Here is a 24,150-nt window from a genome sequence, read left to right as displayed (position 1 = left end):
TGCTTCACACGGTAATTTCCCCTGCCAGCGGTCGTCCCATCAGTTCGCGTATTTCGGCAGGTGGATAATCGTGCCCCAGAAGGAACATCAGCTTGGTTACGGCAGATTCCGTTGTGCTGTCATATCCGCAGACAACTCCTGCCTGCATCAGTTGGTAACCGGTTTCATAGCGCTCCATTTCAACAGTGCCGGCACTGCATTGGGTGACGTTGACAATGATGATGCCTTGTTCGCAGGCATCATGCAGGCGGCGTAGAAACCATTCCTTTCGGGGAGCGTTGCCGGAACCGTAGGTTTCGAGGACTACGGCCTTCAGTCCTTTAGTGGCAAGTATGGCTGCCACGACATTTTCCTGAATACCTGGAAAAAGCTTCAGTATGGCGATGTTGGTATCAAGCAGATAATGAGGCTCCAGTTCGTGGGGAGTGCCGTGCGTATGAATTTGCACATTATTATATTTAATATGTATACCGGCGGAAGCGAGTACCGGATAATTGAAGGAACGGAAAGCATTGAAGTTCTCCGCGTTCATTTTGGTGGTACGGTTGCCGCGCATCAGGTGGTTTTCGAAGAAGATGCAGACTTCGGGTACGATGGGCTGTCCGTTGGAGTGGCGGTCGGTGGCTATTTCGATGCTGGTCAGCAGGTTTTCCTTGCCGTCTGTGCGGAGCACGCCAATGGGCAGTTGCGAGCCGGTTAGGATGACGGGCTTGTTCAGCCCTTCAAGCATGAAGCTGAGTGCAGAAGCTGTGTAGGCCATGGTGTCTGTGCCATGCAGGATGACGAAGCCTGTATATTGGTTGTAGTTGTTGCTGATGATGCGTACCAGTTTGCGCCAGGCATCGGGGTCCATGTCCGAGGAATCCATGGGCGGGTCGAATTGATAAGTGTCGATACGGAACGCAAATCTCTGAAGTTCGGGAACATGTTTCTGCAACTGCTCGAAGTTGAAGCTTTCCAGGGCGCCGGTTTCTGCATTCTCTATCATTCCGATAGTTCCACCGGTGTATATTAGCAAAACGGAAGTGTTTTCTGGGTTCATGCGCACTTTTCTTTCATGTTTTCCATGCAAATATAATGATATATATTGAGAATGATAGCAAAATGTTAGAAAAGAATAAACGGATATACAGAAAAAAGGTATGGAAAGTGTGAAAGTGTAAGCCGTAAGTTGTGCATATTTCTTGCCTTTTTAGAGGCTTTCTGCATTTTTATCGCAAAAAAGTCGCAAAAAGTGATAGATTGAATGTTTTTATTGTTACTTTTGCAACACTTATCATAAATGATAGAAACAAGAGACTATGAACAAGTACTATCAACATACAGTCACATCCATGTGGACCATGACCCTTAGGGGTTAGGGATAGTATTTTGTGTTTCTACGTGTTACACCATTTTCAAGCAGTTTTTCCATTTAATTAAAGTCAATGCAAGCCGTAGCAGCTTGTTTCCGACACATTGTATCAACCATCTCAACAATATAAAGAGAAATGAAAGTAATGAAATTCGGCGGAACGTCCGTAGGTTCCGTGAACAGTATTTTGAGCGTCAAGAGAATTGTAGAAGCAGTCGATGAACCGGTTATCGTGGTGGTGTCCGCATTGGGCGGCATCACGGACAAGTTGATAAACACCTCTAGAATGGCGGCAGCCGGTGATGCTTCTTACGAGAATGAGTTCCGGGAGATTGTCTATCGTCATGTGGAAATGATTAAGGAAGTGATTCCGGCAGGCGAGGCGCAGGTTGCCTTGCAACGCCAGATTGGTGAGCTGCTCAACGAGCTGAAGGACATCTTTCAGGGCATTTATCTGATAAAGGACCTTTCGCAGAAGACGTCCGATACGATTGTGAGCTATGGCGAACGTCTTTCATCTATCATCGTTGCCCAGTTGACGGGAGCGGAGTGGTTTGACTCACGCAAGTTTATCAAGACGGAAAAGAAGCATTCCAAGCATGTGCTGGATACGGAGCTGACAAATTCGTTGGTGCGCGAGACATTCAGTAGCCTGCCCAAACGCGTATTGGTTCCGGGTTTTATCTCCACAGACAAAATGACGGGAGAGGTAACGAACCTGGGTAGAGGTGGCTCTGACTATACGGCGGCAATCATTGCTGCTGCACTGGATGCCGACAGTCTGGAAATCTGGACGGATGTAGACGGATTCATGACAGCTGACCCGCGTGTGATTTCCAGGGCATACACTATCAATGAATTGAGCTATGTGGAAGCTACGGAGCTTTGTAACTTCGGTGCGAAAGTGGTCTATCCGCCTACAATCTATCCGGTTTGCCACAAGAATATCCCCATTCTGGTGAAGAATACCTTCAATCCGGAGGGTGTGGGAACTGTCATCAAGCGAGAGGTTTCCGACCCGCAAAGCAAGGCCATCAAGGGTATTTCATCCATCAATGATACGAGCCTAATTACAGTGCAAGGCCTTGGTATGGTAGGTGTCATCGGTGTGAACTACCGTATCTTCAAGGCGCTGGCAAAGAATGGCATCAGTGTGTTCCTTGTGTCCCAGGCTTCTTCGGAGAATTCAACGTCTATCGGTGTGCGCAATGCGGATGCTGATCTGGCTTGCGAGGTGCTGAACGAGGAGTTTGCCAAAGAAATAGAGATGGGAGAAATTTCTCCTATTCAGGCAGAAAAGAACCTGGCTACCGTGGCCATCGTAGGCGAGAACATGAAGCATACGCCGGGTATTGCCGGAAAGCTGTTCGGTACGTTGGGGCGTAACGGTATCAATGTGATTGCTTGTGCGCAGGGTGCTTCGGAAACCAACATCTCGTTTGTAGTGGACAGCAAATCATTGCGCAAATCGCTGAATGTCATCCATGATTCTTTCTTCTTGTCGGAATATCAGGTACTGAATCTTTTTATCTGCGGCATAGGAACCGTAGGCGGCAGCTTGATAGAGCAAATTCACAGCCAGCGCCAGAAGCTGATGCAGGAGAACGGCCTGCAGCTGAATGTAGTGGGCATTGCCGATGCAAACAAAGCCATGTTCAGCCGCGAAGGTTTCGATTTGGGACGTTTTCGTGAAGAACTGCAGGAGAAGGGAAAGGACAGCTCTCTGGAAACGCTGCGTAATGAGATTATCGGTATGAACATCTTTAACTCTGTCTTTGTGGACTGTACGGCAAGTGCAGGCGTGGCTTCCCTTTACAAGGACTTGCTGCTGCACAATGTTTCGGTAGTGGCTGCTAACAAGATTGCTGCTTCTTCCGAATACGAGAACTACCGTGAACTGAAACAGATTGCCCGCCAACGCGGTGTGAAGTACTTGTTTGAAACCAATGTAGGCGCCGGACTCCCCATCATCAATACCATTAACGACCTTATCCATAGCGGTGATAAGATATTGAAGATTGAAGCCGTGCTGAGCGGTACGTTGAACTATATCTTCAATAAAATCAGTGCCGACATTCCTTTCAGCAAGACCATTAAGATGGCGCAGGAGGAACGTTACTCCGAGCCCGATCCGCGTATCGACCTCAGCGGAAAGGATGTTATCCGCAAACTGGTGATTCTGGCACGCGAGGCCGGTTACTGTTTGGAACAGAGCGATGTTGAGAAGAACCTCTTTGTGCCCGATGACTTCTTTGAAGGCTCCCTGGATGACTTCTGGAAGAAAGTGCCGAGCCTCGATGCCGATTTCGAAGCCCGCCGCAAGGTGTTGGAAGCCGAGAACAAGCATTGGCGTTTCGTAGCCAAACTGGAAAATGGCAAAGCATCTGTCGGTTTGCAGGAAGTCGGCGCCAACCATCCGTTCTACGGGCTGGAAGGCAGCAATAACATCATCCTGCTGACCACGGCACGTTATAAGGAATATCCGATGATGATACAAGGCTACGGAGCCGGTGCGGGTGTAACGGCTGCGGGGGTATTTGCGGATATTATGAGCATTGCAAACGTTTAATCCAAATCGTAATATAGAAAGATGAAACACATCATTATATTGGGTGATGGTATGGCCGACTGGCCCGTGAAGGCTCTGGGAGGCAAAACCTTGCTGCAGGCGGCTGCAACTCCCTATATGGACAAGCTGGCACGCATGGGACGTGTGGGAAGGCTGGTGACGGTGGCCGAGGGATTTCATCCCGGCAGTGAGGTGGCGAATATGTCCGTTCTGGGCTATAACCTGCCGAAGGTGTACGAAGGCCGCGGTCCATTGGAGGCGGCGAGTATCGGTGTGGACTTGCAGCCGGGTGAGATGGCGATGCGCTGCAACATTATCTGCATCGAGGGAGACAATATCAAGAATCATTCTGCCGGGCACATTACTACAGAGGAAGCGGATGTGTTGGTAAAATACCTTCAGGAGCATTTGGGTGATGACCGCGTGCATTTCCATACGGGCGTGCAATACCGCCATCTGCTGGTAATAAAAGGAGGGGACAAGCGCATTGACTGTACGCCGCCCCACGATGTCCCTTTGAGGCCTTTCCGTCCGTTGATGGTGAAGCCGATGGAGGGTACGGAGAATATTTCGGTCCCCGAAGGCGGTGCAGAGCTTACTCCGAAGCAGACTGCCGATTTGATTAATGATTTGATTCTCCGTTCGCAAGTGTTGCTGGAAAACCATCCGGTCAACATGAAGCGGAAGGCCGAGGGTAAGGACCCTGCCAATAGCATCTGGCCGTGGAGTCCCGGTTATCGTCCGCAGATGGAGCGCCTTTCAGACAAGTTCCCGCAGGTGAAGCGTGGTGCTGTGATTTCTGCCGTGGATTTGATTAACGGCATCGGCTACTATGCCGGATTGCGGCGCATCACCGTAGAAGGTGCGACGGGGCTTTATGATACCAACTATGAGAATAAGGTGGCTGCCGCCCTTGATGCATTGCGGACGGATGATTTTGTCTACCTGCATATCGAGGCCAGTGATGAGGCCGGTCACGAAGGAAATGTCCCCTTGAAGATTATGACGATTGAGAATCTGGACAGCCGTGCCGTAGGTCCTATCTACGAGGCTGTGAAGGATTGGGAGGAACCCGTTGCTATCTCCGTATTGCCCGACCATCCCACTCCCTGCGAACTCCGTACGCATACGGCCGAACCTATCCCGTTCCTCATTTGGCATCCGGGTATCGAGGCTGACGAAGTACGGACATTTGATGAAGTGGCAGCCTGTGAAGGCAGTTACGGACTGATGAAAGAAGACGAGTTTATTAATGAATTTATGAGTTCCACCACAGAGTAACACAGAGTTTCACGGGGTTTTATTTATAGAGAATTCTGTGAGACTCTGTGGTGAATAAAAAAATACCGCAATGAAATATTATAGCACCAACAAACAAGCCCCCGAAGCCACTCTTGAAGAGGCCGTGGTAAAGGGGCTTGCCGCAGACAAGGGGCTTTTCATGCCCTTTACAATCAAAACTCTGCCACAAGAGTTTTACGATAGCATCGATACACTCAGCTTTCAGGAGATAGCCTATCGCGTGGCAGATGCTTTCTTTGGCGAGGATGTTCCTGCCGATACGCTGAAACAGATTGTTTATGACACACTCAGTTTCGATGTCCCTCTGGTCCGGGTGACAAAGAATATTTATTCGCTTGAGCTGTTCCATGGTCCGACGCTTGCCTTTAAGGATGTAGGCGGTCGCTTCATGGCGCGTTTGCTGGGATACTTTATCAAGAAAGAGGGCAAGAAGCAAGTCAATGTGCTTGTTGCTACCTCCGGTGATACGGGTAGTGCCGTTGCCAATGGTTTCCTCGGTGTGGAAGGCATACACGTCTATGTGCTCTACCCGAAGGGAAAAGTCAGTGAAATCCAGGAGAAACAGTTTACTACCTTAGGGCAGAATATCACGGCCATTGAGGTCGATGGCACGTTCGACGATTGCCAGGCTCTGGTTAAATCCGCTTTTATGGACGGGGAACTCAACGAGCACCTGCAACTGACCAGCGCCAATTCCATCAACGTGGCGCGTTTCTTGCCGCAGGCATTCTATTACTTTTATGCCTATGCTCAACTGAAGCGTGCCGGTAAGGGAGACAATGCCGTCATTTGTGTACCCAGTGGTAACTTCGGCAATATCACTGCCGGCCTCTTCGGCAAGCGTATGGGACTACCCGTGGAACGCTTTATCGCTTCCAACAACCGCAATGATATCTTCTTCCAATATTTGCAGACGGGTGTTTATACACCGCGTCCCAGTATCGCTACCATTGCTAACGCGATGGATGTGGGCGACCCGAGCAACTTTGCCCGCGTACTCGACCTTTACGGAGGCAGCCATGCCGCCATCTCTGCCGAAATCAGCGGTGCCACTTATACCGACGAGCAGATTGCCGAAACTATGCGGGAAGTGTGGAAGAAAGACCATTACCTACTCGACCCGCACGGAGCCTGCGGCTTCCGGGCCCTGGCCGAAGGACTGAAACCCGGCGAAACGGGTGTATTCCTGGAGACGGCCCATCCGGCGAAGTTCAAGGATACAGTGGAGAAGATTATCGGTGAAGCGGTAGAGATACCTGCCAAGCTTCAGGCTTTTATGCGCGGTGAGAAGAAGAGCCTGCCAATGTCGAAGGACTTTGCAGACTTCAAGCAATATCTGATGCATGTATAAAGAATGGGACGTCAGTAAAGAAAAACACCGGATTGCTTGACATTGCCTTTCGGATGTTGTATCTTTGTAACTGCAATCTTAGTTCAGATTCAATTTTAAATTAGCATAAAAGGAGAGGCGTCGCTTCTCCTTTTTTGTTGTGTTCTTCCGTCACTTCATTAGCCAAAGCTTAGGGTTTACTCTCCTAAACCGGTGCTTTACAGATTTAATCCTCCACTTCAGCAAGCGGAATGGCAGGCATTTGCTTGGAAAATCCCGGCGGTTTTGACGAAAAGCTCGGATGTTTTTGACGAAAAGTCCGGATATTTCGGATGAAAAGCTCCGAGCTTTCGGATGATATGTTCAGCGCCGACAGATGGTGTGTCGAGGATAAACAGATGATATGTTCGGGACGGATACATGGTTTGTTCCGGCTATATGAACGGACGATCATGCGTCTGTTCCGTTAATCTTCCATAAATCTGCTCTTGACAAGATTGACTGCTTTATTCTGTATCGGGTTCTTCCCGGATGAGGTCTATCATGCTGCCCAACTTATGATGGTTGTTCCATAACACAAGCACTTCTATCTTCCGGAGACTGTGCCGGTAAAGAAGCGTATAGTCGGGATGCGGGATGGTGTACCGTATGTTCTCTGCTTCGGTGGGCTGTCCGATAAACGGATTCAGCGTGACACGGTACAATGCATTTTGGAACAAGGTGTACAGAGCCCCGCCACACCGTTTGTTGCCATCTCTTTCTTGCGAGGAAATCAGCAGGTCCTTCAGAGCTTCTTTGGCAAGTGGCGACCAGATTATTTGTTTAGCCATGCTTCCACCTCCTTACTGATTGTGACATCCTCTTGTCCTTCTCCCTCATCCAGTTGCCGGCAGGCTTTCTTAAGGTCATGGCGTAGCCGGGTGGAGAATGCGAGGACTTGCTTTGTTTGCTGGGACGATTGCTCTTCTTTAACTTTTGCCATAACGTTATCTCCTTTTTCCTTAAAACATTTCAAAGTAATGAATTGTTTGAGGGGAAAAATACGAAGCTGATGAAAGATAAGAAACTGGAAGCCAATCTCAGTATGGTTGCATCGCGCGTCATGGCGGGGTTGAATATGAATGGATTGAAATTTCTGCTCCCTTTGTGGCTGGGTGCATTGACAGGTGTCACGGTGCGTTGTGTCTTTGCTGCCGTGGCATTTTGGATAACAAGCTGGTTTGTAAAGGAGGCACCGGTCACAAGGCGGCAGCGGATAGGGCTGTTCTGTCTGGGAGCTTTCGGACTCTACGGGTTCATGTTCTGCTATCTGCTGGGCATCAGTAAGACGACTCCGGTTTCCAGTGCCATCTTCAACTCCATGCAGCCCATTTGGGTCTTTCTGATATCTGTCTTTTTCCTGCACGAAAAGGCTACGCTGATGAAGATAATCGGCATAGCGCTGGGTTTTGGCGGTGCGTTGTTGTGTATCCTTACGCAAGGCAGTGATGACCTGGCGCACGATGCGTTTACGGGCAACATGCTCTGTATGGTGAGCTCGCTGGTCTTTGCCGTTTACCTGATTGTGAGCAAGAAACTGCTGGAAGAGGTCGGGGTAGTGACGATGATGAAGTACATCTTTGGCGGTGCGGCAGTAACGGGATTGATTGTGTCGTCCATTATAGGCTGGGATGCACCCTTGCTTACGGATGCCTTGCATGGGGAGTGGCACTGGGTGCCGTGGGCGGTGCTGGCGTTTGTGCTGGTTTTCCCTACTTACCTCAGTTACTTTCTGGTTCCGGTGGGCTTGAAGTATCTCAAGACGACGGTTGTAGCCATGTACAGCTATCTGATACTGGTGGTGACTACCGTTGTTTCCCTCACCTTGGGGCAAGACCGTTTCAGTTGGACGCAAGCCGCTGCCATTGCCATGATTTGTATCAGCGTGTACTTTGTTGAAGTGGCGGAAGCGAAGAAGTAGTGACGAATACCAGGTATTCCCCTTCCGCCTCGATGGTGAATTCTGTACTGGTGCATTCGTTGAGTGTGCCTTGCCACCAGTTGGTGAAATCGCTGAGGGGATAGACCAGTCCTTTGCCATGCAGACCGTGTGCAGTGAAGTTGATGATGGATACTTGCTGTCCGGGATGGCTTGGGAAGGTGCGGGTACCCCGGCAGGGGATGAAGATGCCGTAATCGGTATAGGTACGTACATCGGCTCCGGCACGGAGATAGTCGATGAGCAGGCTGATATTTCCCAGTGTATGGTCTTCACGTTTGCCCGTGGCACCGATGATGGCGATACGGCGTTTGCCTTTCGCCAGCAGGAAGTTGACGGCTTTAGTCTGGTCGTTGGTCTCCTGGTCGCTGATACGGTGTAGGATATGTCCGAACTCCCGGCGGTTTTCATCACTGAGGGAGTCACCGTCGCCGATGATTACGTCGGGAGTATGGCCCCGGCGGATGTATTCGTCCGCTCCGCCGTCGCAACAAACCACGTAAGGCGCTTCCGCCAATATCTTTAAAGGTAGGGGACTTGCAGGATATTCCCCATTCGCCAAAACTACGGCATCAATAGTTAATAATTGCTCGTTGCTCGTTGATAGTTCGTCTTTCATGTCTTTCTTAATCCCTAATCTCTAATCCTTCATCCTTGTTCATCATTTTCCTCCATTTGAAGTAGCCAAAGATAGCTATAATTGTGTAAAGGGCATATAGTCCGGCTGTAAAATCAAGTCCTTTGTAGATGTACAGTCCGGCGCTAACGGCATCTACCGCAATCCATGCCCACCATTGCTCTACATATTTCCGTGCCAGCATCCACATGCCGGCTATGCTCAGTGCGGTGGTGAAGGAGTCCAGCCAGGGCACATTGCTGTCCGTGAAGTTTATCAATATCCAGGCAATGCCAAGCAGAGCGGCGATGAATACGGCGGTAAGCGGCAGCAAGTAGCGCGCCGGCATATGGGTGATAGGAAGTTCCAGTTTTTGTTCTTCTGTTCTTGTGTCCTCTCCTTTCTGTCCTGCACCTTTCCGCCGCAAGATAGTCCGGCGCAGAAATGCTCCGTACTTCCACATCATCCAGCCGTAGATGGCAGCACCCAGATAATAGATGTTGATGCCGAAGTCTGCATACAGCCCCGCATCATAGTAGACAAAAATATAGACGGCAGGCATAATGATGCCCGCTATCCAAAGATAAATGCTTGCCCGGTACTCCAACCAGAGATAGAGAATCCCGACCACAGTGCCTATAATCTCAAGAGTATGTTCCATCAGAAATTGATTGCTATATGTCCCAATACATTCGTTCCCGCCTGGGCAGCGTAGCCGGCATAGTTGTAACGGACTTTTCCTCCGTTGTCGTCGTGATAGTATCCGCTGCCTGCGTATCCGTTGTTTTCGTATTCTTCATTGAACAGATTGTAGATGGTGCACCCTACGGTTACCGACTTTACTTTAGGCAACTTGAAGGTATAGGACAGATTCAGGTTGCTTACGAAATAAGCATCCAGTGTGCACTCCTCTCGCTTGGCGTTACTCATGTATTGCTTGCTGATATATTGTGACTGCAACGAGGCCTCGAATCCCTTGAACGTATAGCCGAAGCGGTTGTTCAGTATGAAGTCGGGAGAGAATGCGATGGGGGTATCCCCGTGTTTGATGACCCATGCTTCCGACCCAGCCTCCTCGTTTTCAAAAAGTGTCTCGGTAAAGTTCTGCACACGGTTCTTGCTGAGTGTGGCATTGATGTCCCATTGCAAGCCGCAGTCCAGTTTGATGCCAGCCATCAGTTCAATACCCGTACGGTAGCTGTCGGGCACGTTGCTGGCCATGGCTTCGCCTATCTCGTTCAGCTCTCCCGTCAGTACCAGCTGGTCTTTATAGTCCATATAGTAGAAGTTGGCACCCGCATGGATCCATGAGTTGGCGAAGGTATATCCCAGTTCGTAGTCGAACAAACGCTCAGCCTTGGGATGTTCGGTGAAGTAGCCGTCGGTGTAGTTGTTGCGCGTAGGTTCTTTATGGGCTACGCTGAACGAACCGTATAGGCGGTGGTTGCGGTCGATTTGCCAGGACAGTCCGGCTTTCGGGTTGAAGAAGTCGAAATCTTCGTCAATGTCCAATTTTTGCATTCCCGGAGTGGCGGCAGTCCAGTTGTACTTGTCGTTCAGTCCGTTTATCTTGTAGTTGATGTGGCGGTATTGCAGGTCGAGGTAGGCGCTGAGGCCGCTTACCAGTTCATAATTGACTTTCAGATAAATATTTCCGTCGTTCTTTGTGGCGTTGTTGCGGTAGTAGTCGTGGTCGGGGTTCAGTTCGCCGATATAGTTCTTTACCCAAAGCACTTTTCCGAAGTGGTCGCCGTCATAGCGGTTCAGTGCACCGCCTAGCGAGGCATGCAGACGGTCGGCTTTGTAGCTTACGGAGAAGATTCCACCGCCAAACCAGTTGTCCATTGCCTTCTTGCGGATAAGGTCGCTTACTTCTACCTTGCCGCCATTGTATTCGAAAGGAGACATGCCGTACTCTGCTAACGAGCGTTCACCTTTATATTCTTGATAGTATCCGTCGCCTTTGGTGTAGTGCAGGCCGATATTCAGGTTCCATTGTGGGGTGAAATTGTGGTTGAATAGCAGCTGGTAATTCTTTTGCGTATAGTTGTCGGTCTGGTCGTCATAGAAATGCAGTGCACCTCCTTCGTCCGTGAGGTAATGCTTCTCGCCGTTGTCGTCTTTATAATATTCTTTGTTGTATACATGGCCGTCCCGGTCGGTGGCGTACATGAATCCGCAGGAATTATAACGCCGTCCGTAACGTTCCATCTCTTCCTTGCTGGCATAGTTCCATGCGTGGTAAGTGCGCTCTTTGCCGGCAAAGGTTATCAGCTTGATAGAGGTGTTGTCATTGTAGTACCCTCCTTGCAGGTAATAGGAGTTCAGTCCCACAGACGCCCGGTCTATATATCCGTCTGTACTGATGTTGGAGAGCCGCGCGTCGAACGACCAATGATTGTTGATGAGTCCCGTTCCCACTTTCACCGTCTCCTTGTGCGTATGGAAGGAGCCGTAGGAACCGTTGAATTCTGCATAGGGTTTCATGGAGAAATCACCCGTCTGCATGTTGATGCTGGCACCGAAAGCTCCTGCACCGTTCGTTGAGGTACCAGCTCCGCGTTGCACCTGCATATCCTTGACGGAGGAGGCGAAATCCGGCAGGTTGACCCAGAATACCGTGTGGCTTTCCGCATCGTTGATGGGAATACCGTTAGCGGTGACGTTGATGCGTGTGCCATCTGTTCCGCGGACTCTCAGTGTGGTGTAACCCACCCCGGCACCGGCGTCGCTGGTAGTAATGGCGGAGGGTGTCATACTCAACAGATACGGCAGGTCTTGTCCGAAATTCTGTTTTTTCAGTTGTTCTTTGCCTATATTGGTGAATGCCACCGGTGTGCTGTTTGTGGCACGTGTGGAGATGACTTCCACTTCCTGCAGGTTTATCACCCGCAGACTGTCTTGCTCTTGTGTCTGCGCACAGACACCCAGTGCTGCCATAAGGAGGCAGGTCGCCATTGCATGTCTCTTCATTTGCAATTGTTTCGTTTAGATGAATACAGAAAAGGGGAACTTTTCTTCTTTTCCCTCCGCCGGCATTACCCGGATCAGGTTAATGGGTATGATCTCAGCCCGTCGTATTAGGGCACCCCTTAGTTGAAATCGGGAGCAAAGGTAGGAGTTTTCGTCGAAAGTGGCAAGTTAAGTGAACGAAAGTCAGAGTTATTTGTTAATTTTGCAGCATTAATTTTAAAAAAAGAGTATAGTTATGTTATCATCTTTATTCATGGCAGCCTTTGCTGCCCAAGTTGCTGACGATGGTTTCAGCAAACTGCAGATATTCCTTCAGCAATTGATAGATTGGGGCGTAAGTGCCGGTGGACGTATTATTGGAGCTGTCATCATCTTTGTGGTAGGACGGTTCTTGATTTCCTTTCTTAGGAAAATGCTGGCGAGGTTATTGGCAAAAAGACATGTGGATGCCAGTATCCAGAGCTTTGTGAAAAGTTTAGTCAATATCTTGCTGACCATTCTGCTGATTATTGCCGTTATCGGCAAATTGGGAGTGGAAACTACTTCTTTTGCAGCTTTGTTGGCATCTGCCGGTGTGGCTATCGGTATGGCACTTTCCGGAAACTTGCAGAATTTTGCGGGTGGATTGATTGTACTGTTGTTCCGTCCTTTCAAGGTAGGCGACTGGATTGAAAGCCAGGGAGTGTCCGGAACGGTACGTGAGATTCAAATCTTCCATACGATTCTGACCACAGCCGACAATAAGGTAATCTATATCCCTAACGGTGCGTTGAGCAGTGGTACAGTGACTAATTACAGCCGTGAGGATACGCGTCGTGTAGATTGGGTGATCGGTGTAGAATATGGTGAGAATTATGACAAGGTAGAGAGCACCGTGCGTCGTATCATCTCCGAAGACAGCCGTATCTTGAATACTCCCGAACCGTTTGTAGCTCTTCATGCCTTGGATGCCAGCAGTGTGAATGTGGTGATTCGTGTTTGGGTGAAGAGCGGAGACTACTGGGGCGTTTATTTTGATATGAACAAGAAGATTTACTCCGTATTCAATGAGGAAGGTATCGACTTCCCATTCCCGCAGTTGACGGTGCATCAGGCGAAAGACTGAGTGGGCTACAAGTTTCAATTTATTAGCTATCAGCCACTATAAGTTACGGGCTACAAGTTGTCCTGCAGTATGATAATGCAGGACAACTTGTAGCCCGTAACTTAATAGTAGTCGGTAACTCCGTAGTTTATTTATAACTTAATTCTGCCTCTATTTCTTCGCAGACATCTTGTTCCAGGTTGAGCAGCTGATTGATTTCTTTTCGTTTTTCCAAATCCGTGAAATAGCTCTCCACTACTGCATAGATGTTGAAGCCGGTTGTGGAACCCGCAGCCAAATCCAATGACTCAACCATTTTCTCTACTGCTTGATGAATGCGTTTCTTACTGATAAAATGCAGTTCATTACTATGAATTAAGCTCTTTTCCATGATATTTTCTGTTTTAGTTATTGTAGTTATAACATTCTATCAAGCAAGTTAGTTCATGTAGATTGAACAGACTTGACAGTCGACCGAACGATATTTCTTTTTATATTTGCCAAAAATATAAGCGCGGCAATGAAAGAACTGTTTATAAAAATACTCCGTTTTCTGATGTTTGTACTGGTCGTAGCTTTGGGCTGCATCGGATATAACATCTATGAAGATACGTTGGCTGCTGTGTGGATACCCGTAGGGGTAGGACTTGTGGTGGCAGTCGTTACACTTCCTCTATATAAAAAATGGATATGGCTGACAACGATGGAGCAAAAGGCAGTGAATATATTGTGTCATGTGGTGTGCGTGGGTGTCATCAGTTGTTCGCTTTTTCTGGTAGGGAATTATCAGATGGCGGCTCCTGCTTCGACAAAGGAGGTGACGGTCACCGTACTTGAGAAGCTGATAAAAGAACATGAAAAGAGACGTAAAGTAGGCAAGCATCGTTATGTGTCGGACGGAGTACGTAAGGAGTATTACTTAAAGGTGGCTTTCGAGGATGGAGCGATAGAGACCTTGCATGTTTCCACAGCCACATACAACAAAGCACGAAAAGGCAAACCGAAAGTTCTGACTTTGCAGAAAGGAGGTTTCGGATTGCCGGTGATAACGAAGGGGCTATAGTTTTCATCCCCCCATGCAAGACATCAGATGAGGAACTGAATGCTCTTCTTAAAGATTTCTGCGTACAAAATGTCCGTCAATCCAAATGGTGGCATGGTGTCCTTTGAATTTCAGTAATACATAATTGGGATCTGTCGGGCCTTTGCTGAAGTGTGCGCTGAACCACTCTTGCCACATTTCCTGCTTGGTGGCTTCGTCTTCTATAATCTCCACCTCACCGGTGAGCACTACGCTGTTTCCTTTTTCCTGAAAGCACAAACCTGCTTTCGGATTGGCTGCAAACTCCTTTGTTTTAAGACTGTCTTTGCCGGTCGCCAACCATACGGTTGTGGCCCCTTCCGACTTGATGTTGCTCATTGGAACGGGGCGGGGATATCCCTCTTGGTTGATGGAAGTGATGACGACGGTTTCGCATCTTGCCAAGATTTCTGCTGCTTTCTCGATTAATGTTGCCATATTGGATGTTTTTATTGATTTGATTGCTGCAAATATGGGCATGGTAATAGGAAGAGCTATTGTAAAAAATCGACTTTTATGTTTTCACATAACTCAAAGTCCCTTCTTCCAATGGAGCGGAAGTGAGAAGCTGGCTTGGCGCGTTGCCGGACATCTTTTTGATTTCTTTTGAGAGATGGGAAACATCATAATATCCTGCTTTGATGGCAACGGACAGCAGATTGTCGAAAGAGGTACTTCGCAACAAGTCTACAGCATGTTTGAACTTCATAATCCGACTGTACTCTTTGGGTGTAAGTCCGGTGTGCTGCTTGAATTTCCGTTCGAAATGGCGTTGGCATAGGCAAGTCTCCTCCGCTAACCGGAGGAGTGACAAGTCACCCTTGCATCGGTTGATTTGCTGTATGGCGAACAGCATGCTCCGTTCTGTTTTTGGACTGTATCGGCATAAGGCTTGAAGCAGGAAGTTTTCAATAAAGACCAAGTGTTCTTGAATGGTTCCCAGTTCACCCAGTCTCTCTGCAAAAGAGTGGGTAAAGAGGCTAGTAAGCTCATCGGCGTTTAACCGTAAGTTGGTGAGCTCCTGCAAAGGGAGGTCCATGAAGCGAAGTATTCCGCAAGGCAGAAAACGGATTCCCAGCATATGGACTGTTACCGTATGGGTCACCAATTCGGAATATTTGGTCATGGCTCCAATGAAGTAGGCATGGTAGGGCTGCATAACGAGGCTGTCGTGTACGGCCTTAGGAGCTTCACCCAACGTGAATATAAAGTCAGTGCATCCGTCCGGCAGGATATTGATGTGCATGCCGTATCCGGGTTGTCCTTTAAACTCCCAATATTTGTCAATATAGGGGGAGAGCAGGGGGCTGGGATGATATTCTTTGTACATAGGTTGTAAAGATAGGAATAAACTTCGAAGATAGGGAAATCCCTATGTATAAATAGAGAGAATCACGGAAAAGGAGATTTTTATCATACTACATTTGCTGTATGGATAAATACTAAAACTTTCTATTATGAAAAAGATGTCAGTTGTTTTAGGCTTGTTACTCGCTGTCTTGGTGATGGGCTGTGGCATTTATGAGAGCTACGGGTTTGATTATAAGCAGTTGAGCAGCATTGAACGTGGTATGAGCTTTAAAGAGGTGTGTACCATTTTAGGAGAGCCTGCATTTAGAGATTTGAATAAGGAGGGAGAGGCTTGGACATTCCGTGCTTATACTCCTGCGGGGTGGTCGGCTGTCAAGGTGTGGTTCAAAGACGGAAAAGTGGACGAAATGAAGAGCTATCTGGAGGATACTTATCCGGTTACCACTTCGCGGGACAAAAGTTTCATGGACGAGAAAAAAGAATCTTCCGACAAGAGTAGCGAAACAAAGGTAATAGTTTCGCCGGAAGGGAAACATTACATCAAAATGGGCTCGGTAGTAGTCACTCCCGAAGGCAAGCATATAATAGTACCTTGATTATACCAGCATAATCGTTTCCGGATATAGTATAATGTGAATATACCTTTCTATAAAGTGCTGATATTTATAAAGTTCTATATTTTTTGCAGATTTTAGGTATATGTAGTTCAAAGAATGTTATCTGAAATGAAAAGAATGGGCAATGTTTGTCATTGCTCTGTCTTTATCTTATATTTGAGTAGATAATATAGGATATCATTTTAAGAAAGGAACTAATAATAAGATAATAATATGAAGAATATTGAGAAGGCGACCAATAATATGAAAATGGTATATTCCATTCTGTGCAATCTTAAGAAGTGTACAATCTTTGAATTACAGAAACTGACGAAGTTCAGGGATGTGGATTTGTGTTTGGCCTTGGGGTATCTGCTGCAGAATAACCAGATTTATCAGAAGCGTATTGATAACATGGTTTACTATGGAGTCGTCGCAAAATGAAAAGATATACAATAGGTTTACCACACATTTTGCTTACATGCTTGCATGGTGCTTTCTAATTGTTTGTTATATCGCGTTTTACGGTATGTAAGCAGACGCTATGCAAGTATGTAGGCAAACTTTGCTTGCATGCTGTTTTTTCTTGTGCAAATGGCTGGTCTTCTTTCCGCAAAGAACGGCTCTTTCTCCTACTAAAAGCTTATTAATGACTATTGTGCACGGTTGTGATGCAGTTTCTTCACTATTGTGGTACGGCTTCTTCATGCTTGTGGAGAAGTCGTACCACAATAGTGCGCATGCCTAACTATCATTTATTCAGTGTATTGACAGCCTATGTTAGAGCAATGAAAGACTGATAGACTGTCTTTCATTGGCTGTGTGTCTACCTTCAAAAGAGTGATATGGTAGTGGATAATGTTCATGTTTTGCTGCTTTTTCAGTGAAAGAAATCATGAATATTTGGATACTTGAAAAAGAAGTCCCACCTTTGCACGCGAATTAGAAAACCAAAAGAGTTTTGTAATCCTCATCGGAGGGCTGTAAAAATGCCGGATAAGATGACTGGGTAAAACCAATCATTTTATCCGGCATTTTTTTGCTTTTGGGCAAGACAATAACCTATAAATATAGTTGAACATGAAAAGAGATGCAATTGATTTGAGTACACTGAATGTGTTTACATTGTTTCGGAAATATTTTGTTCCTACGTTGCTGGGTATGCTCAGTATGTCGGCCGTAACAGCGATTGACGGGATATTTGTCGGGCATGGAGTAGGTAGCGACGGGATTGCGGCCGTAAATATCTGTGTCCCTTTACTGATGCTTTTTACGGGAATCGGGCTTATGGTTGGTGCCGGGTGTTCTGTGGTCGCTTCTATCCAATTGTCGAGAGGCAAAAGCAAGTCTGCTCGGTTGAATGTGACACAAGCATTACTGTTTGTAACGATTGTTGCTTTGATACCCTCTGCTTTGATGATGGCTTTTCCGGCAGAAACAGCCCGGATGCTCGGCTCTTCCGAACATCTGTTGCCTATGGTGACGGATTATCTGCTGTGGTTTGTTCCGTCATGGGTCTTTCAGATATGGATAACGGTGCCGCTGTTCGTCATTCGTCTGGACGGTGCTCCAAAGCTGGCTATGTTGTGCAGCCTGATTACGGCTGTAATCAATGTGGTGCTCGACTGGCTGTTTATCTTTCCTTTTGGCTGGGGAGTCATGGGAGCAGCATTTGCCACTTCCATCAGCATCATGGCCGGCGGACTGGTGGCGATGGTCTATCTACTGTTTTATGCTCGGCATTTGCGTTTACAACCACTCAAATGGAGTGTCAAGAGCCTGCGGCTTTCCGTGCGGAATATTGGTTACCAGTGCCGTATCGGTCCTTCTGCCTTATTGGGAGAGGCAACGCTTGCTGTTCTTATGTTCGTCGGGAACCAGGTATTTATGTCCTATCTGGGGGACGATGGCGTAGGGGCATTCGGTATAGCGTGCTATTATATTCCTTTTGTTTTCATGGTAGGTAATGCTATTGCACAATCTGCCCAGCCTATTATCAGCTATAATTTCGGACTGGGCTACAAGGAAAGAGTGATGGCGGCGGAACGTATTGCGTTGCTGACGGCTGTGGTCTGCGGTGTGGTTGCAACGGTGGCATTCACTGTTTATCCTTATCTGCTGGTTGGCCTTTTCATCAGTCTTGACAGTGAAGCGGCGAAGATAGCGATACACGGTTTCCCCTATTTTGCAAGCGGCTTTGTCTTTTTCATTGTGAATATTGCTGTGGTAGGTTATTTTCAGAGTGTTGAAAGAATAAAGCCAGCTACGATTTTTGCTTTGTTGCGTGGCTTTGTTTTCCTTATTCCGAGTTTTATTCTGTTGCCGAAGTTCTTGGGTGTGTCGGGAATCTGGTTGGCAATGCCACTCTCGGAGGCTTTGACAATCATTGTGATTCTGCTTTTTGTTCTGAAGCATCGGTATGCTTATAAAGTTTCCAGCCAACTCATTACGTCGTAGGTGCCTTTAAAAGAAAAGCAATTATCTATTTTAGATAATTGCTTTTCTTTGGTGAACCGCTTGGGGCTCGAACCCAAGACCCCAACATTAAAAGTGTTGTGCTCTACCTGCTGAGCTAGCGATTCAGACCTTATTGCTGTTAAGCGGGTGCAAAGATAGGTACTTTTGTTTAAAAAACAAATGGATTAAGGGAAAAAGTTTTGGGAACGACTTCTGTTTTTACTCTTCTTGTTGATTATCAGTCTGTTCAAACTTATGAATTTTTTCTCTGTTTATGATGAAACGTTGATAGTAGGAGAGCATAAGGGTGGTAAGCGGAAGTGCTATAATCATACCCAGCATACCCATCAATGAGCCCCAAATTGATAAAGACAGTAGGATGATGGCAGGGTTCAGGCCCGTAATCTTCCCCATGACACGCGGTACGATGAATCCGTCTTGAATGACTTGTACTATTATGAATACAGCAAGGGCTGATGCAATGATAATCCAGAAGTTCCCTCCCGTATCCGCTGCTTTCAGTATGGCCAGCACGATGGTAGGTATAAAGCCGATAATCTGCAAATAAGGCACTAGGTTTAAAGCGCCGATGAACAAGCCGAGCCCAATGGCCAGTGGGAAATCAATAATCAGAAAACCTATACTGAACAGAATACCTACACACAATGCCACGAATGCTTGTCCGCGGAAGTATCTGTTCATGCCGTCTTTTACATCGTTCATCACACTGACTACGAAAGGCCGGTATTTTTGCGGTACCAGGTGGGTCCATCCTTCGGCAATGCTTTCGTAATCCAGCAATATGAAAACTATATAGAGAAGAATGAGGAAGAAAGTGAAGAAGCTGAACAGCAGATTGACGGATTCTGACAACAAGGACCAGAGCCGGGGAACGGTTTCCTTGATGGCGTTCAGCATATTCTCTTCCTTGAACAATTGGGTGACGAACTGGGTGTCTATGTTCTCACGGAGGAATTCAGAGAGTGTTTTGGGCACATTGCCGTCGTGGGTTCCGTTGGAAAAGTAGTCTATTACCAAATCTTTTACCCTGACGAATTCGTCCATCATGGGAGGCACAAGCAGATAGAAGGCGGTTCCTCCTACAATCAGAATACTGAACAAGGCGCAGAAAATGGATATGACCCGGTTCTTGAGCCTTAATCTGTACTGGAAGAAGGTGACCAGGGGGTAAATCAGATAGGCTATGAGCCATGCGATGAAGAATGGCAGCAATACGCCGCTCAAACGCTTGAAGAGCATAAGGATGCCGATAATGATGACACCGAGTATGACACCGCGGATAAAACTGTCGAATGTAATCTTTTTGCGTTCCATAATGCTCTGTTTTTTGTATTTGTTAATGACCGCTTTCCTTTTGGTCGGCTTGGATGGCTTGCTGATAGCACTCTCGGCATAGCGGTTCATACTCTTCGGTTTCCCCCAGCAGTACTTGTTTGTCGTTCTTGACGGTACGGTGGGAGAACGAGGCGAGTTGGCCGCATTTCACACAGATGGCATGTACTTTGGAAACTTCGTCTGCAATGGCACACAGTCCCGGCATAGGACCGAATGGAATACCCCGGAAGTCCATGTCCAGTCCGGCAACAATGACGCGTATACCATTGTTGGCAAGCTGGTTGCATACATCAATCAGGCCACTGTCAAAGAACTGGGCTTCGTCAATGCCCACTACATCTATCTCTGAAGTGAAGAGCAGAATGCTGGCAGACGAGTCGATGGGAGTGGAGGCTATGGAATGACTGTCATGCGATACGACATCGGCTTCGGAATAACGGGTGTCTATGGCAGGCTTGAATATCTCTACGCGTTGTTTGGCAAATTTTGCCCGTTTCAGTCTCCTTATCAGCTCTTCGGTTTTGCCGGAGAACATGGAACCGCAAATGACCTCAATTCTTCCCCTGCGTTTGGTTTCCTGTATATGATCTTCTGAAAATAATACCATGTTTTCAAGTGTTATATTTAAGCGCAAAAGTAATCTTATGCACTTTAAGTTGAGCGTGGCAAAGATAATAATTCTTTTTCATCTATAGTCTAGTCGCATCGCTTTATAAACTCTTTACGGTTTTGGCTGATATATTTTACAGACTTTTCTTTTGAAAACGTTCCCGGTGATTTAACTGGAAATTCTTTTATTTTATCGGCAAAGATTAGACATTTGTGGCATCATTAAATCATATAAGATACTTATGAAAGAAAATTTATGGCATTGTCTGATAAAAGCACGCAGACAGAAATTAGCGCAAACATTAGTTTGGCTGGCTGTATTGGGGGCAACTCCCATGCTGGCGGCAGAAACATCGACTACTGGAGTTGCAACCGTAGAGCAAGCTGGTACCATTACTGTAAAAGGGCATGTTGCAGACTCCGCAGGAGAGGCATTGATCGGTGTGTCTGTGGCAGTAAAGGGAGGAAGTACAGGGGCCATCACGGATTTGGATGGTAATTACTCTTTGAATGTCCAAAAAGGAAAAACGCTGGTATTTTCTTATATCGGTTATAAGGTACAGGAAATTGTAGTAACCGGGAATGTTCTGAATGTTACGATGAAAGATGATTCGCAAACATTGGACGAGGTGGTTGTTGTGGGTTTCGGTACACAGAAAAAGGTGAATCTGACAGGCTCGGTAGGAGTCGTAGATTCCAAGTCTTTAGAAGCGCGTCCCATTACTAACCTTTCTCAAGGGTTGCAAGGGGTAGTTCCTGGATTGCAGATCTCATTTACGAGTGGTGAACTGAATCAGAGTGGGAGCATGAATGTACGTGGCACCGGTACAATCGGTGATGGTTCTTCTGGCAGTCCCTTGGTGCTGATTGATGGAATGGAAGGAGACTTGAATTCCATTAACCCTCAGGATGTAGAAAATATCTCTGTTTTGAAAGATGCTGCAGCATCATCCATTTATGGTTCCCGTGCACCGTTTGGTGTTGTCTTGGTTACTACTAAAAGTGGTTCTAAGGGAAAGGCTAAGGTGAATTATAATAATAACTTCCGTTGGGTCACTCCGATTGTAGTTCCTGAAATACTGGATTCTTATTCGTTCGCTGCGTATTATAACGAAGCGGCTCTCAATAATAATGGAGGAGCTCGTTTTGATGACCCTACCATGCAACGTATCTTGGATTTCCAGAATGGTATACTGAAAGATCCTGTTCCGGTTAAATCAGATGGAGTAAACTGGGAAGATTCCTGGTCAAAAGGTAATGCCAATACTGATTGGTATGATGCTTTATGGCAGGATCATGCATTCTCTCAAGAGCACAATCTTAGTTTCAGTGGGGGTACGGATAAGATGAATTACTATGTATCCGGTAATATCTTGGATCAGAATGGTCTGTTGAAAGTTAATCAGGAAAAATTCCAACGTATGTCTGTCAATGCCAAGATGAATGTCAGCTTGACAAAGTGGGCGCGTTTGAATGTAGGTACCCGATTTACTCGTACTGAATATGGCAAACCTACTAAGATGGGGTCTGCCTTCTTTGAAGATATGCCACGCCAGACCTGGCCGGTTCTTCCGATATATGATAGTAACGGTTATCTGTTTGGTAATTCCAACCCAATCTTAGCATTACAAGATGGTGGGCGTACTACTTCACAGACAGATTATATGTATCAGCAGTTGGGGTTGGTGCTGGAGCCTATTAAGAATTGGGTGACACATATTGACTTTAACTATAGGTCAAAAAGATACGATTGGCATGAATCTACTTATTATACCTATGTGCATAATGCTTTGGGTGAAGCAACGATAAACTCTAAAGGAAACACCTCCGGTGTGCGTGAGAATACGGAAAGAACAGATTATGTTAATTTGAATGCTTATTCAGAATATGGTTTTAAAGTGGGAGATGACCATAACTTTAAGGTAATGGCTGGTTTCCAGATGGAGCACAACAAATGGCATGCTTTCAGTGGAGGAAGACAAGGGATTATAGTAAATGGTTATGATGAGATTGATATAACGACAGGAGTGGATTATAAGGGAAATGCTGTTACTCCTACAATTGGTGGTTCTACCACTCGCTGGTCCACTGCTGGTTTCTTCGGTCGTATCAACTATGATTATAAAGGACGTTATTTGGCTGAAATCAATTTACGTTATGATGGTTCTTCCCGTTTTCGTAGTGACAACCGCTGGAATGTGTTCCCTTCATTTTCTTTGGGATGGAATGTCGCCCGTGAAAATTTTTGGGAATCATTGGCACAAACTGTGAATACATTAAAACTGCGTGGTTCTTATGGGGAATTGGGTAATCAGAACACTTCAAAACCTTATCCTACGTATCAGGTATTGAATATAAGCACTAATGCCGGTACGTGGTTGCAGGATGGCAAAAAACCTAATATTGCCAAAATGCCGGGTCTAATCAGTTCTACATTAACATGGGAACGGGTGAAGAGTTGGAATGTAGGTTTGGATTGGGGAGTATTTAATAATCGTTTGACGGGTAGCTTTGATTATTTTGTACGTAAAACAACGGATATGGTAGGCCCGGCACCGACATTACCGGAGATTTTGGGGACAGATGTACCTAAAACAAATAATACAGACTTGAAAACTTACGGATTTGAATTCAGTTTGACCTGGAAAGATCGGTTGAAGAATGGTTTGGGATATAGTGCTACTTTCCTGTTGTCTGATTCTCAAACGAAAATTCTGAATTATCCTAATCCCAATCTGACAATCGGTACCTATACTTCCGGTCACTTGACAGGTGAGATATGGGGTTATGAAACTATTGGTATTGCAAAATCTCAGGAGGAAATGGATGCTCATATCGCCAGTTTGCCCAATGGGGGACAAAGCAAACTGGGGACTAATTGGAGTGCTGGTGATATAATGTATGCTGATTTGAATGGAGATGGTAAAATTGATCCGGGTGCCAATAAATTTGATGATCATGGAGATTTGAAGAAAATAGGTAATTCCACTCCCCGTTTTCAGTTTGGCCTTGATTTGAGTGCAGATTGGAAAGGTTTTGATTTCCGTGCTTTCTTCCAGGGAGTTATGAAACGTGATTATTGGCCAACAACAAGAAACTCTTACTTCTGGGGGGCTACTTGCGAAAATGTATGGTATGCTGTTGGATTTAAACAACATCTGGATTATTACCGGGCAGAACCTTATTATGGCCTTGATACTAATATTGACTCGTATTATCCACGTCCTTTGCAAGGAAATTCTAAGAATGTCCAAAAGCAGACCCGTTATTTGCAAGATGCCTCTTATATTCGTTTGAAGAATTTGCAGATAGGCTATACCTTACCGTCCAATTTGACCAGTAGATTTGGAATAGCGAAACTTCGCGTATTTTTCTCTGGTGAAAATCTTTGGACAGGTATCAAATTGCCGGATATGTTAGACCCTGAGACTATTTTTGGCGGTGTTTCGACAGGAGCAGGCCTTAATGGACAGGCTTATCCGATTTCGAAATCTTTATCAGTAGGTGTTAATGTAACATTATAATTATTTAGAA

Annotated in this window: 22 protein-coding genes, 1 tRNA gene and 1 riboswitch; of the genes, 11 read left to right on the top strand and 12 right to left on the bottom strand. The window is 46.4% G+C overall.

Going from position 1 to position 24,150, the window contains the following annotated elements:
• Positions 1 to 4: 4 nt before the first annotated feature.
• Positions 5 to 1,042 (bottom strand): asparaginase, encoded by a 1,038-nt coding sequence (locus tag DWZ03_RS12075; protein ID WP_005834979.1) that lies wholly within the window; start codon positions 1,040 to 1,042, stop codon positions 5 to 7.
• A gap of 448 nt (positions 1,043 to 1,490) precedes the next feature.
• On the opposite strand from DWZ03_RS12075, the gene thrA reads away from it, so the two are divergent.
• From thrA to DWZ03_RS20010, 4 genes are all read left to right on the top strand, one after another.
• A complete protein-coding gene (gene thrA, locus DWZ03_RS12065; protein ID WP_005828504.1) occupies positions 1,491 to 3,923 on the top strand; it encodes a bifunctional aspartate kinase/homoserine dehydrogenase I in 2,433 nt (810 codons plus the stop codon).
• Positions 3,924 to 3,944: 21 nt separating this feature from the next.
• Positions 3,945 to 5,204 carry a cofactor-independent phosphoglycerate mutase gene (locus DWZ03_RS12060; RefSeq protein ID WP_008665992.1) on the top strand — a complete coding sequence of 420 codons (1,260 nt, stop codon included), beginning with the start codon at positions 3,945 to 3,947 and terminating at the stop codon, positions 5,202 to 5,204.
• Between the two features lie 70 nt (positions 5,205 to 5,274).
• Positions 5,275 to 6,576 carry a threonine synthase gene (gene thrC, locus DWZ03_RS12055; RefSeq protein ID WP_035450267.1) on the top strand — a complete coding sequence of 434 codons (1,302 nt, stop codon included), beginning with the start codon at positions 5,275 to 5,277 and terminating at the stop codon, positions 6,574 to 6,576.
• Between the two features lie 311 nt (positions 6,577 to 6,887).
• The gene (locus DWZ03_RS20010; protein WP_165859861.1) at positions 6,888 to 7,025 is read left to right on the top strand and encodes a hypothetical protein; all 138 of its coding nucleotides are present in this window, start codon (positions 6,888 to 6,890) and stop codon (positions 7,023 to 7,025) included.
• Positions 7,026 to 7,061: 36 nt separating this feature from the next.
• Here the strand turns inward: DWZ03_RS20010 and DWZ03_RS12050 are convergent, their stop codons facing one another.
• Positions 7,062 to 7,385, bottom strand: a complete 324-nt coding sequence (locus DWZ03_RS12050; protein ID WP_120130138.1) for a type II toxin-antitoxin system RelE/ParE family toxin — start codon at positions 7,383 to 7,385, stop codon at positions 7,062 to 7,064.
• Positions 7,370 to 7,537, bottom strand: coding sequence for a hypothetical protein (locus tag DWZ03_RS12045; RefSeq protein WP_165860120.1), 168 nt, complete (start codon positions 7,535 to 7,537; stop codon positions 7,370 to 7,372). The genes DWZ03_RS12050 and DWZ03_RS12045 overlap by 16 nt, the downstream gene beginning before the upstream one ends.
• Positions 7,538 to 7,606: 69 nt before the next feature.
• Between DWZ03_RS12045 and DWZ03_RS12040 the strand changes: the two genes are divergently transcribed.
• The gene (locus DWZ03_RS12040; RefSeq protein ID WP_005834988.1) at positions 7,607 to 8,515 is read left to right on the top strand and encodes a DMT family transporter; all 909 of its coding nucleotides are present in this window, start codon (positions 7,607 to 7,609) and stop codon (positions 8,513 to 8,515) included.
• Here DWZ03_RS12040 and DWZ03_RS12035 read toward each other — a convergent pair.
• Genes DWZ03_RS12035 through DWZ03_RS12025 form a run of 3 tightly spaced genes read right to left on the bottom strand, consistent with a single transcriptional unit; the run spans position 8,475 to position 12,122 of the window.
• Positions 8,475 to 9,152 (bottom strand): thiamine diphosphokinase, encoded by a 678-nt coding sequence (locus tag DWZ03_RS12035; protein WP_120130136.1) that lies wholly within the window; start codon positions 9,150 to 9,152, stop codon positions 8,475 to 8,477. The two genes, DWZ03_RS12040 and DWZ03_RS12035, sit on opposite strands and share 41 nt — an antisense overlap.
• A 7-nt stretch (positions 9,153 to 9,159) precedes the next feature.
• The gene (pnuC, locus tag DWZ03_RS12030; RefSeq protein ID WP_005834990.1) at positions 9,160 to 9,810 is read right to left on the bottom strand and encodes a nicotinamide riboside transporter PnuC; all 651 of its coding nucleotides are present in this window, start codon (positions 9,808 to 9,810) and stop codon (positions 9,160 to 9,162) included.
• Positions 9,810 to 12,122 (bottom strand): TonB-dependent receptor, encoded by a 2,313-nt coding sequence (locus DWZ03_RS12025; RefSeq protein ID WP_005834991.1) that lies wholly within the window; start codon positions 12,120 to 12,122, stop codon positions 9,810 to 9,812. Before DWZ03_RS12025 ends, pnuC begins: the two co-directional genes overlap by 1 nt.
• 33 nt (positions 12,123 to 12,155) lie before the next feature.
• A riboswitch (TPP riboswitch) is annotated at positions 12,156 to 12,252 on the bottom strand.
• Between the two features lie 105 nt (positions 12,253 to 12,357).
• Here DWZ03_RS12025 and DWZ03_RS12020 point away from each other — a divergent pair.
• A complete protein-coding gene (locus tag DWZ03_RS12020) occupies positions 12,358 to 13,227 on the top strand; it encodes a mechanosensitive ion channel family protein (protein WP_034528887.1) in 870 nt (289 codons plus the stop codon).
• A gap of 127 nt (positions 13,228 to 13,354) precedes the next feature.
• Here DWZ03_RS12020 and DWZ03_RS12015 read toward each other — a convergent pair whose 3' ends face one another.
• The gene (locus DWZ03_RS12015) at positions 13,355 to 13,597 is read right to left on the bottom strand and encodes a hypothetical protein (RefSeq protein WP_005828479.1); all 243 of its coding nucleotides are present in this window, start codon (positions 13,595 to 13,597) and stop codon (positions 13,355 to 13,357) included.
• Positions 13,598 to 13,726: 129 nt separating this feature from the next.
• Between DWZ03_RS12015 and DWZ03_RS12010 the strand changes: the two genes are divergently transcribed.
• On the top strand, positions 13,727 to 14,269 hold the full coding sequence (locus tag DWZ03_RS12010) for a hypothetical protein (RefSeq protein ID WP_005835008.1): 543 nt from the start codon (positions 13,727 to 13,729) through the stop codon (positions 14,267 to 14,269).
• Between the two features lie 48 nt (positions 14,270 to 14,317).
• Here the strand turns inward: DWZ03_RS12010 and DWZ03_RS12005 are convergent, their stop codons facing one another.
• Both DWZ03_RS12005 and DWZ03_RS12000 read right to left on the bottom strand, forming a co-directional pair.
• On the bottom strand, positions 14,318 to 14,725 hold the full coding sequence (locus DWZ03_RS12005) for a pyridoxamine 5'-phosphate oxidase family protein (RefSeq protein WP_005835009.1): 408 nt from the start codon (positions 14,723 to 14,725) through the stop codon (positions 14,318 to 14,320).
• Positions 14,726 to 14,801: 76 nt separating this feature from the next.
• The gene (locus tag DWZ03_RS12000) at positions 14,802 to 15,617 is read right to left on the bottom strand and encodes a helix-turn-helix transcriptional regulator (RefSeq protein WP_057097257.1); all 816 of its coding nucleotides are present in this window, start codon (positions 15,615 to 15,617) and stop codon (positions 14,802 to 14,804) included.
• Between the two features lie 127 nt (positions 15,618 to 15,744).
• Here DWZ03_RS12000 and DWZ03_RS11995 point away from each other — a divergent pair, with 127 nt between their 5' ends.
• The 3 genes from DWZ03_RS11995 to DWZ03_RS11980 all read left to right on the top strand — a co-directional run bounded on the left by DWZ03_RS11995 (position 15,745) and on the right by DWZ03_RS11980 (position 18,651).
• The gene (locus DWZ03_RS11995; protein ID WP_057282188.1) at positions 15,745 to 16,194 is read left to right on the top strand and encodes a hypothetical protein; all 450 of its coding nucleotides are present in this window, start codon (positions 15,745 to 15,747) and stop codon (positions 16,192 to 16,194) included.
• A gap of 234 nt (positions 16,195 to 16,428) precedes the next feature.
• On the top strand, positions 16,429 to 16,638 hold the full coding sequence (locus tag DWZ03_RS11990; RefSeq protein WP_005835016.1) for a winged helix-turn-helix domain-containing protein: 210 nt from the start codon (positions 16,429 to 16,431) through the stop codon (positions 16,636 to 16,638).
• A gap of 636 nt (positions 16,639 to 17,274) precedes the next feature.
• The gene (locus tag DWZ03_RS11980; RefSeq protein WP_044468692.1) at positions 17,275 to 18,651 is read left to right on the top strand and encodes an MATE family efflux transporter; all 1,377 of its coding nucleotides are present in this window, start codon (positions 17,275 to 17,277) and stop codon (positions 18,649 to 18,651) included.
• Between the two features lie 49 nt (positions 18,652 to 18,700).
• Here DWZ03_RS11980 and DWZ03_RS11975 read toward each other — a convergent pair.
• The 3 genes from DWZ03_RS11975 to DWZ03_RS11965 form a co-directional block, all read right to left on the bottom strand.
• A tRNA-Lys gene (locus DWZ03_RS11975) sits at positions 18,701 to 18,776 on the bottom strand.
• A 94-nt stretch (positions 18,777 to 18,870) separates the two neighbouring features.
• The gene (locus DWZ03_RS11970; RefSeq protein ID WP_057282121.1) at positions 18,871 to 19,986 is read right to left on the bottom strand and encodes an AI-2E family transporter; all 1,116 of its coding nucleotides are present in this window, start codon (positions 19,984 to 19,986) and stop codon (positions 18,871 to 18,873) included.
• A gap of 22 nt (positions 19,987 to 20,008) precedes the next feature.
• Complete coding sequence (locus DWZ03_RS11965; protein WP_005828444.1) at positions 20,009 to 20,614, bottom strand: thymidine kinase; 606 nt, start codon at positions 20,612 to 20,614, stop codon at positions 20,009 to 20,011.
• A 244-nt stretch (positions 20,615 to 20,858) separates the two neighbouring features.
• On the opposite strand from DWZ03_RS11965, the gene DWZ03_RS11960 reads away from it, so the two are divergent.
• Positions 20,859 to 24,140 (top strand): SusC/RagA family TonB-linked outer membrane protein, encoded by a 3,282-nt coding sequence (locus tag DWZ03_RS11960; RefSeq protein WP_243634960.1) that lies wholly within the window; start codon positions 20,859 to 20,861, stop codon positions 24,138 to 24,140.
• Positions 24,141 to 24,150 lie beyond the last annotated feature (10 nt).

The organism is Bacteroides sp. AF29-11 (genome assembly GCF_003602895.1).
In the GTDB taxonomy this organism is placed as follows: domain Bacteria; phylum Bacteroidota; class Bacteroidia; order Bacteroidales; family Bacteroidaceae; genus Bacteroides; species Bacteroides uniformis.
This window is presented reverse-complemented; position numbering and strand designations above follow the sequence as displayed.